Below are 14,184 nucleotides of genomic sequence, written 5' to 3'. Positions count from 1 at the left end.
CGAATTGAGTTTTATATGTAATTTATTATTCATACGATATGAACAAGTTTCTTTTTTCATGCATTTTGCTGTTTATTGTGTTGTATGCCTCGGCTAAACCGGATTCAAAAAAATCCACCCTTATTCATACCATCGATAGCATCCTTCAATCACAAGTAAAACAGCAATTCATACCGGGTGCAGTGGTGTTGATTAAGAAAGATGGTAAAGTAGTGTACCAACAGGCATATGGTTATGCAAGGATGTACAGTAATGACCATCAACTATTGGCAAAACCTGAAAAAATGCAGTTGAATACAATGTTCGATCTGGCCTCACTTACCAAAGTTATTGGCACTACTACGGCCATTATGTACCTGGCTGATCGGCATTTATTATCGGTAAATGACCCGGTTTCAAAATACGTTGCTGATTTTAATACTCCCGACAAAAAAAATATTACCATCCGTAACCTGCTTACCCATACCTCGGGCATTGATGAATGGTACCCCTTATTTTATCGTGCCCATAACCGCCAACAGGTATTTTCGCTCATTGCTCAATTACCCTTACGGTACCCAATTGGTGCACAAAGAAAATACAGCGATTTGGGCTTTACCATTCTTGGCGAAATTATTCAGGTGGTTTCCGGTATGCCCTTTGAGCAGTTTGAACAAGAAAAAATATTTCATCCCCTTAACATGTATCATACTACTTATAATCCTCTAAAAACCGGCAAGTTCAAAAACTTTGCTGCCACTTCTTTTGGTAATCCTTATGAAAAAAGAATGGTGTACGATAATACGCTTGGTTTTACGTACAAAGAAATTAATCCGCAATCGTGGAATGGCTGGCGCCATTATGTTTTAAATGGTGAAGTGAATGATGGGAATGCATGGTATGCCAATGGTGGGGTATCAGGCGCAGCCGGTATATTTTCAACAGCCGATGACGTGCAAAAACTGATAGATATACTCATGAATGATGGCAAAGTAAATGGAAAGGATTTTATTAGTGCCAATACCTTAAAAACATTCTTTACGAAAGATGCTTTTCAAAATGGATTGGGTTGGATGATGGATACCAACGATTCATTTATGAAACATGCACCCGAAGGTAGCTTTGGACATACCGGCTTTACGGGAACCAGTATTGTAGTGGTTCCACAATACCATACTTCTATTATATTGCTCATTAACCGCCAGCACATGGGCTTTTTACCCAATGGAAAATATTATGATGTTACGCCCATTCGCCAACAAATATTTGAAGCCGTACTGAATTTTTGTAGATAGTGATGTGGGGGTAATAATATGTTTGTTTAACATAGTAATCCGAACTCATCCCGCTTCGATACAAATTCGACTCAACAGCGTTGCGCAACGCTGTAAATAGGTAGAAGGGTAGGTGCCGTATGGTAATTAATTACTGCTAAAATTGTGCATTTTTCGCTAAAAAGAATTTGGAAACCCCCTATTGAAAGTTGTATATTGAAAACACAAAAAATCAATATGCCATGGCAACTGTTTCTTCGTTTTATATTAGTGGAACTTACGGCGGACTTACTTTTTATACGGTAAAAGGCCGCCAGTTGGTGCGTAGTAAAACTTCCATCAATAAAAAACGTTTTCAGCAGGATCCTGCATTTGTTGCACAGCGCCAATAAAGCGAATGGCTAAAAATAGCATCTCCCATTACCAGTAAAAATTACCGGCAATTACCCAGGCAAAAGGGTTTACAACAAAAAATGACGGGCATGGTTATGCGTTGGTTAAAACAAGGATGGAGTGAACTAGCCGCAACCGAAAATTTGATTGCTATATACTTAAAGCCGAAGGCTGATGAAAGTGTACAATAATGCATGTATAGCAAACAACTGCTTTTTCCGGACGATGCTGTTGGGAAGATGCAACAACGCATACATCCTGTTGCTTTTGCCAACTTTTACAGTATACCATTACGCATTTAGGAATGCATCCATTCCATGTGTTATTGCATGAATGGCTATTGGTTGATTAGTCCATCTGTGTAGAAAATGCTTACCATAGTGGGGTTGATGCAATTCATGCCATGACAGGAAATGCCGGCATGAAAAAAAACAAAAATGAGGCTTTCTAATCATTACTATTTTTTGGGAGGCGCTCCTGCAGCTTTAAACTGATAGAATAAATCAACTTTTCCGTCTTTATTAAATCGCCAGGTTTCCTGAATATAGGCAGAGTCTTTTTTTCCTTTTTTATCTGTATCTACTTCCTTGCCCCATATCAAAGCCCAGTTTTCATTTTTATCAACGCTTTTTACGGGCATAATGGCATTAATAGAACTAACTGAAGATGCCAGATTGTTTCTTTCGCGCTGGGCATGTGCCAAAGCACTATCATTACTAGTATGGATAGTATTCCCATCTGCAAATACCATGGTTACTGAATCAGCGAAAAAGTGTTTATGCGCTGCTAAATTACCATCATCCCAGTCTTTCCAAAGTATCAATAAGTTTTCAGCGTTTTTGGGATTGCCCATGGTGAAATTAGACGAATAAAGAATGGGATAGGGTGATTGAATGACCAGTCCCGTAGAATCTTTTGCCAATGTGGTGGTAACCTCTTTTGAGGCATCTTTTGGATTGCAGGAAATTAAAAAGGCCAAAATGGCCAATGTAAGCATTGTTTTCATGGTTGTTGTTGTATTAAAGGTTAAAAAAAATAAGAATAAAAATGGCGAAAGGCTTCGTGGGATATGAGATGCGCTGTTCGTTGGTTAAGATAGCTAAATAATTGAATAATACAAACCTTTTAGCTATTTTTTTTATGAATAATATTTTTTATTTAATAAGGTACATTTCTATGGGGTTCATGAAGCGTTGGCCCATTCATGACTAAAATGCTCCAATACATCTGTTTCGTCGCAACATTTTCTAATATGGTCGCAATTCAATTTTATTGGTTGAGTGGGTGAATAGTTTTGTGTATTATATCAAAAGATTATGAAACAACTTTTAATTTTTATTATCGCTGTTACACTCAGTTTTTCCGGTTTTAGCCAAATGCCGGGTATGGGTAAAGCGCAAGCTGCTGCAAACATTGGGCATATTTATGGCCGGGTGTTAGATAGTGCCGGAAAAACTATTCATGATGCTACCGTTTTGTTATTACATACCCGAATGGATGCTGCCACCAAAAAAATGAAAGAAGTGTTGTTTAAGGGTATTACTACAAAAGCCAATGGCGACTTTAGTTTTGAAGAGCTGCCCATAATAGGCACTTTGAAATTAAAGATTTCAGCAACAGGCTTTAAATCAATAGAACAAAATGTAAGTTTTAGTATGCCCAAACCGGCAACGCAACCTGCAATGGGCGATATGAGCCAGGCATTGAATGCTTTTGATAAAGATTTGGGTAATATTAAATTGGCTGAAGATGTGAATCAGTTGCAGGGTGTAGTGGTAACCGCCATCACAAAGCCTACTTTGAAAATGGATATTGACAAAAAAGTGTACAATGTAGAGAAAGATATTGTAAATGCAGGTGGTACTGCTTTAGATGTAATGAAGAATGTGCCTTCTGTAAATGTTGATATTGATGGGAATGTAACACTGCGTAATGCCACACCGCAAATATATATTGAAGGAAGGCCTACTACTTTAACCCTTGATCAAATACCGGCCGATGCTATTGAAAGTGTGGAAGTGATTACTAATCCTTCTGCTAAATACGATGCATCGGGTGGCGGTGCAGGCATTCTGAATATTATTTTAAAAAAGAATAGAAAAACCGGCTATAATGGCAATCTGCGTGTCGGTGTTGATAGTTATGGTGCTATCAATGGAGGTGCCGATTTTAATATTCGTCAGGGAAAATTCAATTTTAATGCCTCGGCATTTGTAAACCAAAACAAGGGTAAAACTTTTGGAACAACTTACCGTAACAACTTTGGCGATACAAGTACTGCCGTGCATCAAATATCAACTGATAAAGACAATGGGGGCTTTATATTTGGAAGAGTAGGCTTGGATTATTTTATGACCAACCGAACATCTTTTTCGGCCGGCATGGTTCGGGTGCATGCAGATATGAGCCCTTATCAGTTCTTAACTACAAACATTGATAGTTTACTCAATACAGGTACTACTACACAATATAGCGAACGATATGCTAATACCAAACGAATTTTTAATGGAACCGGTGCGCAGTTTGGGTTTAAGCAGTTATTTAAAAAAGAAGGTGAAACCCTAACTGCCGATATGAATTATTTCTCGGGTAATAATTCTAATAACGTATTGTACAACACCAATTATTATTTAAATGGAGCAGGAAGTGCAATCAATAATAACTCACAACAACAAACCATTGGTACGGGCTACAATCAGTTTCTTACTGCACAAACCGATTATGTAAAACCATTTGGTAAAAAATCGAAAATAGAAACCGGTTTGCGTTTTCAACAGCAAAAGTTGACCAACGGAACTGATAATTATTATATGGATAATACAAGTAAAAATTTTATATTATCTAATGCAGCCTCTATTAATTATAAAAACACCAATAATGTATATGCGGCTTATGCATCGGTTACCAGTGCCATTAAAAATTTTGGTTACCAGTTAGGGTTGCGTGCTGAACGTTCAGATTATTCGGGCGATTTATTGAACACACAGCAGCATTTTAGTAATAGCTATCCCATTAGTTTATTTCCTTCTGTTTTTTTAAGTCAGAAGTTTAAAGATAATAATGAAGTGCAATTCAGCTATACACGCCGTATTAACAGGCCCAACTTTTTTCAGCTTATTCCGTATACCGACTATTCAGACAGCTTAAACATTACCAGAGGTAATCCTAACCTGGTGCCTGAGTTTACCAGCTCATTTGAACTATCCTATTTAAAAACATTACCTCATAATAATACTTTCCTGGCTTCTTTATATTATAAACATACCGAGGGCTTGATAACAAGATACCTGGATACTGCACAAAACTATTTAACCGGTAAGCAGGATATTATTAACACCTATGTAAATGCCAATTCAAGTTATACAATAGGTGCTGAATTAACAGGTGTAACCAAGTTAACCAAGTGGTGGGATATGACGATGAATGTAAACATTTACAACTCTCAAATCAATACCAATAACATTATTGGTAATTCGCAAGCTGCATTATGGAGTTGGTTTGGTAAGATGAATAATAATTTTAAATTACCCGGAAAATTCAAATTGCAATTAACCGGATTGTATCAATCAAAAACAAATTTACCGGTAAATAACAATGGCGGTCAGCAAATGGGGCCACCTATGATGCAATCTCAGAGTGCTTCACAAGGGTATATCCGTTCTTTTTATAGTGTAGATGCTGCTATTAGCCGTAGTTTTTTAAAGAACGATGCGGCTACAATTAGCTTGAGTATGAGTGATATTTTCCATACAAGATATTCTGATCAATATTCTGTAAGTAACTTTTTTGTACAGGATTATAATAGGCTGCGTAACCCGCAAATGTTGCGTTTAAACTTTACTTATCGGTTTGGTAAAATGGATGTATCCTTATTTAAAAGAAAAAATACTAATACCTCGGGTATGGATGCTTTACAGGGAGTTCAATAATCTGGAGGATTGTTTCAAGCAAAAACCGCCTTTCCATTTTTGGAGGCGGTTTGTTGTTAGTTTGATGTATATTTTTTTCAATAAAATAACAAAGCAGGCATTTGTAAGCGTACTTGCTAAATGATAGTTTGTTGAATGAAGAAAAAAGTTAGGATGTTTTGCCGGTTAAAGCCGTAACAGCTTCTTTGTAATTATCACCAACTGGAAGTTCAATGCTGCCAATAAATACACTACTTTTTTTGATGGCAGTAATATGTTCAATAGATACAAAGTAAGATTTATGAATTCTGATGAATAGTGAAGCAGGCAATTGCTCTTCCATTGTTTTCATGCTCATTCTGGTAATAACCGGTTTTGATGAGCTATGCAGGTGTATTTTAATGTAATCTTTTAACCCTTCTATCCAAATAATGTCGGTAAATGTAATTTTCAGAAGTGTATAATCAACATTTACAAAAAAATAGTTAGGCGTATTGGCTGCAGGTGTAGGCGTATTTTTGAGTTGGTATAACTCCCATGCTTTGTTACAAGCTTTCACAAATCTTTCTAACGATACCGGCTTTACGAGATAATCTACCACATCCAGATTAAAACCTTCCAGTGCAAATTTTTCATAAGCAGTTACCAATATAATCATTGGTTTTTTGGGTAGGCTTTGAATAAATTGAAGGCCGGTAAGTCCCGGCATTTGTATATCTAAAAAAATAAGGTCAATAGGCTTCTCTTGTAATACTTTCATGGCTTCCATGGCATTATTGCAGGAAGCTTCTAATTGTAAATAGGGCAATTGGCTAATATTATCTGCCAAAAGCTCAAGTGCTAAGGGTTCATCATCAACAGCAATACAGTGTATCATCAATGAAAGTTTAATTGTAATGACACCATAAACCAATCGTCATTTTTTTTAATCAAAAGTGAATGACTTCCACCATATAACAAGTTCAATCTTCTTTCAACATTCGTTAATCCAATACCGGAGGTTTTATCTTTTATTTCATTTGAAACAGGATTGAATTTGTTGCTTACCATAAAATGAAGCAAATTGTTTTTTGCTTTTAGTTCAATATTTATCGTAGCGTTATCAACAATGCCTGTGCCATGTTTAAAAGCATTTTCAACAAATGGAATTAAAAGCATTGGTTCTATAGTATAACTTTTATCAGGCACTTCCGTATAAAAATTAACGGCCACATTATTTCCAAAGCGCTGTTGCTGCAAATCAATATAGCTTTGAAGGTACTCTGTTTCTTTTTCAAGTGGTACTTTTTCTTCATCGGCTTCGTATAACATATAACGCATTAAAGAGGATAATTTAATGAGTGATGGCTCCAGCAGGTCAGACTTTTTTCTTGCCAGGGCTACCATGTTGTTCAGTACATTAAACATAAAATGAGGGCTAACCTGCGATCTTAAAAAGGAAAGCTCTGTAGTTAAATTTTCTTTTTCTTTTTGTTGGAATATATGGTCGTATTTTATTTTATCGCTAATCATTCTATATGCGGTACTGGTAGCCAAAATAAAAATATAGGGAAAGAATACGAAGAGGATGGCCGGTTTTAATTCATATGTTCTTTCTGTTAGAAAGGTTTCAAATAAAATCCAGTCGAAAATAATTTGTATAATAAAAATGATGAGTTGTAAAAGTGCAAATTCCCAATACTTTTTTTTGTAGATAAATTTGGGCATTAAGAAGTAAGCATTCAAATAAAAGAAACCTGCCCAAAGTGCACCGGTGATAATATATTTAATAAGGGAAAAGGAATCGTTATGGTTATGGGCATTTTCGTAGGAAGGACGAAGTAAAAATGGCAAAGAGAATAGGAGGGTCCATGCAGCAATATGCATCGCAATGACTACCCATTTTTTTGCATACCACTGTTGTTTCATGGTACTAAAATAATGTAGTTATGATAGAATGTTGATGTAGGTGCGACAAAAACTTGTTTTTTAGCGACCAAATGCCAAATGATAGAAAAAGGCAACCTTTTGCAAGATTGCCCCCATCTCAGTAGTTTGTTCTTTTATAACCATACTCTCACCTTATGTTTTCAACTACGCCGTACTTTTTTATAGCATTGGCTACTTTGCACACATTCAACTCGCATAAAACGAATGTACAAATTTTGTAAATCTTATATCATCATTATTTAATGTAGCATTTGCTACTAAGAAAAATGGCGTAGGCACAGCGATAAGTCTGGTAAAATTTCGTTTTATTGGAGTAAACTACGATTAGTTGGGCTGTTTCAACTACCCTGTTGCTGACCCTACTTTTCCAAATGTAAACCATGTATATTATGCGGAAGTAACAGCAACACTTCTAAAGGATGCAGAGAAATACAAATTGCTTTATAGGCGCTATCATTTAGAAGTTACTTTACTGAACTATTTCAAACTATTGAAACAAAATAATTAAAAACATCCCCTCATATGAGCAAAATCATATTCATATTGAAATAAGACGTTCACTTTTGCATCAAAATATTTTGAATTGAAGGTTACTGTATCTATATTCTTAATTGTTATTGTGTTCGTACAAACATTTAGCACTTATTTCATTAAAGCTGATTTTTACTGGTACAGAGCCTATATTGTCAAAAATTTATGTGAGAACCGGGATAAGCCTTTGATGCACTGCAATGGTAAATGTTATCTCAACAAAAAAATAAATGAGCAAGAAAAACAGGATACTCAGGCACCTGAAACTAAAAATGAGCTTGTTGAGCTTTCACCCTGTTTTGTTGCAACAATATTTACTGTACCCGACCTGATAATCCCTCTTAAAAATCATTTCTTTCTTAAAAACGACACCAGGATATTTTGTATTTCCCGGACATTCTTCCATCCACCTACAGTCTGATAATAACTACTATTCTATTGATCAGCATTTGAATTACTCAAACAGGGTAATCTATTTTTCAATTTTAATTTATTAATGAATGAAAAAGCATCTATGCTTAATTGCATTGCTATGCATGTCAGGCAGTGCAGGATATACGCAATCAACCATGTCTGGTACTGTTTTGGATGCAGTAACCAAACAGGCATTACAAGGCGCAACCATTACTGACTTTGCAAATCATCACATATACCTGACAGATGCCAATGGCAATTTTTCAATACCGACAAAAACAGATAGTATATCTGTAACCTGCATTGGTTATTACCCCAAAAAAATAAAAACAACCAATCAAGGTAGAATTTTATTAACACCCTCGTTCAGCAACCTCAATGAAATAATCATTTCCGGAAGCAGGGAAACACAAAAGCGTACGGAAGTGCCGGTAGCTATAAATGTAATTTCAAAAACACAAATTAACGACACCAAGGCTACACGTCTGGATATGCTTATCAATAAAGTACCCGGAGTGTTTATGGTAGATCTTGGCAACGAACAGCACAGCATGGCGGTGCGGCAGCCTATAGGCACCAGTAATATCTTCCTGTATCTGGAAGACGGTATTCCAATAAGGACGGTTGGAGATTTTAACCACAATGCATTAATTGAAATTAATCAGGCTTCGCTGCAACGTATTGAGGTGATAAAAGGACCGGCATCGTCCTTATACGGAAGCGATGCGGTAGGTGGCGCCCTGAATTTTATCACGCAATCGCCATCGCCATACCTTACAGGTAAAATTCAGGCTGAAATAGGAAGCTTAGGTTACAAACGCACAGATGTTGCGGTTAGCAATACATATAAAAAAATAAGCATTTATGCTGCAGGTTATTATGCCAACCAGAATCAAAGTGTAAATGAACATAATGACTTTTACAAAGCAGCCTTTACTGTAAGGGGTGATTATACTTTTAATAAAAAATCAAAATTAATCAACGTTTTGGATCTGATTCATTACAAAACCGATCAAAAAGGAGGTCTGGACAGTCAGCATTTTTACCGGAAAGATTATTCCAGTTTTTATAGGTTTACCTATCGCAAAGTAGATGCATTAAGGTTTCGGAGCACCTTAAATCAGGAATGGAATGACAACAACCAAACCAGCTTCACCATCTTTTATCGTAATTCCTCTATAGGGCAAAATCCATTTTATGCTATTAAAAATGTGACCGGAAATTCCTTAAAAGCAAATGGACAAATTAATGTCGATGCCTTTCAAAGTTTTGGAACCCTGGTGCAGCATACTACCCAAATACCATCAGTGCAAATTAAATGGATTTCCGGTATTGGCGCAGATTACAGCCCTGCTATCTATCTTGCTAAATACATAAATATAGACAAAGATGCTAACGGCGTATTTTATCAATATCATTTGAGCGACAGTGTGCTAACTGATTATAAGATCGGGTTATTCAATACAGCTCTTTACACACAGATAGAATACCAGCCTGTACATACGCTGCGTCTTGTAGCCGCTGCACGATATGACAGGCTTGATTACAATTTTGACAATCATTTACCTCCAGGGGCATATTCAGGAGCGCCGGATGCTGTTAACCACTTCGATCATTTCTCTCCGAAGCTGGGCCTCACTTACAATTTTGGGAACCAAAAAGGAATTTATTTAAATTATAGTGTAGGTTTTGCGCCACCTAATATAACCGATTTATACAGTGGAGTACTGATACCCACTTTACAACCTTCCTCTTACAATAATTATGAAATAGGCGGATGGCTTGGATTTGCCGGTTCAAAAGGATCTGTTGAAGCATCTCTATACAAATTGAATGGAAAGAACGAAATTGTAAGTGTACGCCTTCAGGATGGAAGTTACCAAAAACAAAATACAGGTATAACCAGTCACAAAGGAATAGAATTGAATATAAAATATGCACCCACGCAGGAGTTGATGTTTCGCATAGGTGGTACCGTTGCCAAACACAAATACATCAATTACCTGCAGCAGGGAAAAGATTTTTCCGGGAACGATATGCCCCAGGCACCTGCTTATATTATAAATGGCGAAATAACCTACAAGCCATTATTTGTAAGAGGTTTCAGGATTGCTGCAGAATGCCAGAGTCTTGGTTCCTATTTTACAGACCCGCAAAACACTTCGAAATATAATGGGTTTACAGCTTTCAACATCAGGATGGGATACCGCTTAAAAAACTATGAAACATGGATGAATTGCCTGAATGTTGCGAATGGAAATTATGCTGTAACGGTGGAGAAAAGCGCCTATGGTACTTCGTACAGATCAGGGCAATTGAGAACCCTGCAGGTAGGGGTTGCTTACCATTTTGATAAAAACAAAAATTAACCTTAAGAATATTTCTAAACAATGATTTATACAGGCAGATAAATAACAGCATTGTTACTTCAACCAAAAAATTAAAAAATGAAAAAAATTATATATATTATATATTACAGTTTGTCCGGGATTATCCTTTCCTGTAATCAAACAAACCATGCTTCCAACCTTGTTGTTTCAAACGAAATGAATACAGATACTACTGAAGGCTCCTGCCCATACCTTACAAAAGATATCAATGGAAACCTGGTGATGAGTTGGATAAAAAAAACGAGTGATTCCACCCGGGTAGTGTGCTATGCCATTTCAAGTGACCATGGAAAAACGTTTGGTAAAGAAACCATCATTCCACAAAGTGCAAATGTTTTTCCACATGGAGAAAATATGCCTAAAATAATTTTTATGCCCGCAGGGGAGGTTATTGCAGTTTGGGGAGCTGCTAATCCCAATCCTATAAATTCTTATGCAGGCATCGTTTATTATTCCCAATCGTTCGATGGAGGCAAAACATGGAATGGAGCAGTAAAACTGGTTAAGGATTCTTCGGGTATTGATCAACGTTATTTTGATGTAGCACTGTTACCGGATGGATCGGCAGCCATTACGTGGTTAGACAATAGAAAAAAGGGCACAGGAGATGGATCTTCTCTTTTCTTTGCAAGTTCTCATGGTACTTCAGGATTTGAAAATGAGAAAAGAATTGAAGGGCCCTGCTGCCCCTGTTGCAGAACGGGTATTTTTATGGATCATAACCATAATATTCATATCATATACAGGGCTATCTTAAATGACAGCATTCGCGATATGGTACATATTTTTTCTACAGATATGGGTAAAACTTTTTCACCACCACACAGAATTAGTAATGATAACTGGGTGATCAACGGCTGTCCGCATAGCGGGCCGGCCATGACGGAAAATAACAATGGATTGCAATTTTCCTGGTTTACCGCCGGGGGACAGGCGGGTATATATTATTGCCACGCAGATATGGATGGAAAAAACTTTTCTCAGCGAGCATTAGTCAGCGGGCCTTCGGGCCGACATCCTCAAATGACTTCTATTGGCAATCGTGTTATAATGGTTTGGAATGAAAATATAATCAAAGGACAAAATGTTGCCACACGAATTGGTCTGGAGATAAGAAATCCTCAGGGAACTAATCCTGAAAAACAATTTATAACGGATGATATCGGCCTGGCCACCTTTCCGGTTATTAAAACAATAGATGAAACCACAGTCTTAATTGCTTATACTAAAAGCATCGGCAATAAAGATTTCGTAAAATATAAATTGATACATATTAAGTAGCTGTAAGGTAAATTTAAGTAACCACTTAAATTTAATAGAATCTCTCTTCAGCATAGTTTATTCTTATCTAAACAAACACTCGGTGTATGTTTTCAACTACTGTTGTCCGGTAAAAGAATTAAGAAAAGCAAAAGTATTAATGCTGCCTTATTTACTATACTAAAACAGATGTTTTATATGGCAGTTTGATTTTACAGGACAACAGTAGACACAGACATACGCCAGGATAATCTTGTTTTTGCACAAACAAATGATGATGCGATGCCCATCACCACTGCATTACAGCACAAAATAAAAAAAGCAATCCTTGTTAATGGATTGCCTTTTTGAAGCTTCTGTCGGGAGGACAGGATTCGAACCTGCGACCCCCTGGTCCCAAACCAGGTATTCTACCGGGCTGAACTACCTCCCGAGCCCTATGGATAAAAAAACGCACTTTGTTTGTGCGTATATTTTGCGGTGAGGGAGGGATTCGAACCCTCGGTACAGTTTAACCCGTACGGCAGTTTAGCAAACTACTGGTTTGAGCCACTCACCCACCTCACCATTCCCATTCTTTCGTTTGGGGTTGCAAAAATAGGAACACCAGTTGTAAAATCCTAAAATCAGCTTTGCTAATTCTTAAAATATTTTTTGGCCTTTATTTTTTTTGACCCATTACATAGCAGCTAACTGCACTTTTTGCGTTAATTCCATTACATTTTCTCTGAATATGGTATCGGTATCCATTAAATCTTTTACCGTTTGGCAGGAGTGAATAACGGTTGTATGATCTCTTCCGCCAAAATGTTCTCCAATGGTTTTTAATGAGTTTTTGGTAAAAGCTTTGGCTAAGTACATGGTAATTTGCCGGGCCTGTACTATTTCACGCTTTCTGGTTTTATGTAATAAACGTTCATAAGGTACATCAAAATATTCGCATACCATTTTCTGAATGGCTTCTATGGTAATTTCTTTACTGCTGGTTTTTACAAAATTGCGTAGTACCTTTTTAGCCAACTCTAAATCAATCTCTTTCTTGTTTAAAGACGATTGTGCCAATAACGATATTAAGGCTCCTTCTAATTCTCTCACATTGGTATTAATATTGTAGGCCACATATTTTACTACCTCTTTACTCATGTCCAACCCGTCGTTCTTCATTTTATGTTCTAAAATTTCAATACGGGTATCATAATCGGGTAATTGCAAATCGGTGCTTAAGCCCCAGCGGAAACGGCTTAACAGGCGTTCCTGCATGCCGTCTAAATCTTTCGGCGATTTATCGGAAGTAAGTACCAATTGTTTGCCACTTTGGTGTAAATGGTTAAAAATGGCAAAGAAGGCATCCTGCGATTTTTCAGCACGATTAAAAAATTGCACATCATCAATAATCAATACATCTATTAACTGGTAAAAATGAATGAAATCGTTGATGGCATTATTACGGCTGTGGTCCTGAAACTGATTAATAAATTTTTCACTACTTACATATAACACTACTTTACCGGGATGCAATCGTTTCACTTCATTTCCAATAGCCTGTGCCAAATGTGTTTTACCCAAACCCACGCCACCATAAATTACCAATGGATTGAATGAATTGGCGCCTGGTTTTTCAGCTACGGTTTTTCCGGCCCTGCGGGCAACACGATTACAATCGCCTTCAATAAATGAATCGAAAATATAAGATGCATTCAACTGAGGGTCTATTTGCATTTTCTTTAACCCGGGAATAATGAAAGGATTTTTTACAGGATTATCTATTACCAGCGGAAAACTCATTTCATTGTTGGCATAAATTTTCATGCCGCTGGCGGGTAAGTCCATACTGCCATTGCGACCATTGCCACTGTCTACCATAATACGGTATTCTAAACGGGCATCTTTTCCTAATTCACGCTTTAGCGTTTTTGCTAATAAATTAACGTAGTGTTCTTCTAAATATTCATAGAAAAATTGGCTGGGTACCTGAATCAGTAACACATTATTTTTAAGCTCAATAGGTTTGATGGGTTCAAACCAGGTTTTGTAATGTTGCCATTCTACAATGTCTTTAATAATTTTAAGGCAATTGTCCCAGATTGATTCAGCAGTTTTTACCAT

At 36.9% G+C, this 14,184-nt stretch carries 9 protein-coding genes and 2 tRNA genes; 5 read left to right on the top strand and 6 right to left on the bottom strand.

Features of this window, described 5'->3' with window-relative positions; genetic code table 11:
* Positions 1-38: 38 nt before the first annotated feature.
* Together AC3QLY_RS00055 and AC3QLY_RS00050 are read left to right on the top strand one after the other, a co-directional pair.
* Complete coding sequence (locus tag AC3QLY_RS00055) at positions 39-1,274, top strand: serine hydrolase domain-containing protein (protein ID WP_492990154.1); 1,236 nt, start codon at positions 39-41, stop codon at positions 1,272-1,274.
* A gap of 221 nt (positions 1,275-1,495) precedes the next feature.
* Positions 1,496-1,645, top strand: a complete 150-nt coding sequence (locus AC3QLY_RS00050) for a hypothetical protein (RefSeq protein WP_179852348.1) — start codon at positions 1,496-1,498, stop codon at positions 1,643-1,645.
* 458 nt (positions 1,646-2,103) lie between these two features.
* Here the strand turns inward: AC3QLY_RS00050 and AC3QLY_RS00045 are convergent, their stop codons facing one another.
* Entirely contained in the window at positions 2,104-2,652 is a 549-nt protein-coding gene (locus tag AC3QLY_RS00045) for a hypothetical protein (protein WP_143439148.1), read from the bottom strand.
* A 310-nt stretch (positions 2,653-2,962) separates the two neighbouring features.
* On the opposite strand from AC3QLY_RS00045, the gene AC3QLY_RS00040 reads away from it, so the two are divergent.
* Positions 2,963-5,575, top strand: a complete 2,613-nt coding sequence (locus tag AC3QLY_RS00040) for a TonB-dependent receptor (RefSeq protein WP_074419495.1) — start codon at positions 2,963-2,965, stop codon at positions 5,573-5,575.
* Positions 5,576-5,723: 148 nt separating this feature from the next.
* On the opposite strand, the gene AC3QLY_RS00035 is transcribed toward AC3QLY_RS00040, so the two are convergent.
* A complete protein-coding gene (locus tag AC3QLY_RS00035; protein ID WP_074419494.1) occupies positions 5,724-6,431 on the bottom strand; it encodes a LytR/AlgR family response regulator transcription factor in 708 nt (235 codons plus the stop codon).
* On the bottom strand, positions 6,431-7,462 hold the full coding sequence (locus tag AC3QLY_RS00030; protein WP_074419843.1) for a sensor histidine kinase: 1,032 nt from the start codon (positions 7,460-7,462) through the stop codon (positions 6,431-6,433). Before AC3QLY_RS00030 ends, AC3QLY_RS00035 begins: the two co-directional genes overlap by 1 nt.
* 1,052 nt (positions 7,463-8,514) lie before the next feature.
* Between AC3QLY_RS00030 and AC3QLY_RS00025 the strand changes: the two genes are divergently transcribed.
* Together AC3QLY_RS00025 and AC3QLY_RS00020 are read left to right on the top strand one after the other, a co-directional pair.
* The gene (locus AC3QLY_RS00025) at positions 8,515-10,797 is read left to right on the top strand and encodes a TonB-dependent receptor (RefSeq protein WP_074419845.1); all 2,283 of its coding nucleotides are present in this window, start codon (positions 8,515-8,517) and stop codon (positions 10,795-10,797) included.
* A 78-nt stretch (positions 10,798-10,875) separates the two neighbouring features.
* Entirely contained in the window at positions 10,876-12,099 is a 1,224-nt protein-coding gene (locus tag AC3QLY_RS00020) for a sialidase family protein (RefSeq protein WP_074419134.1), read from the top strand.
* A 338-nt stretch (positions 12,100-12,437) separates the two neighbouring features.
* On the opposite strand, the gene AC3QLY_RS00015 is transcribed toward AC3QLY_RS00020, so the two are convergent.
* From AC3QLY_RS00015 to dnaA, 3 genes are all read right to left on the bottom strand, one after another.
* Positions 12,438-12,511, bottom strand: a tRNA-Pro gene (locus AC3QLY_RS00015).
* Positions 12,512-12,556: 45 nt separating this feature from the next.
* Positions 12,557-12,645, bottom strand: a tRNA-Ser gene (locus tag AC3QLY_RS00010).
* 111 nt (positions 12,646-12,756) lie between these two features.
* Positions 12,757-14,184 (bottom strand): chromosomal replication initiator protein DnaA, encoded by a 1,428-nt coding sequence (dnaA, locus tag AC3QLY_RS00005; protein ID WP_074419135.1) that lies wholly within the window; start codon positions 14,182-14,184, stop codon positions 12,757-12,759.

This window comes from Hydrotalea sp. GW822-HT8A01 (genome assembly GCF_058798575.1).
The sequence above is the reverse complement of the archived record's forward strand: the minus strand, read 5'-3'. Positions and strand labels throughout refer to the sequence as shown.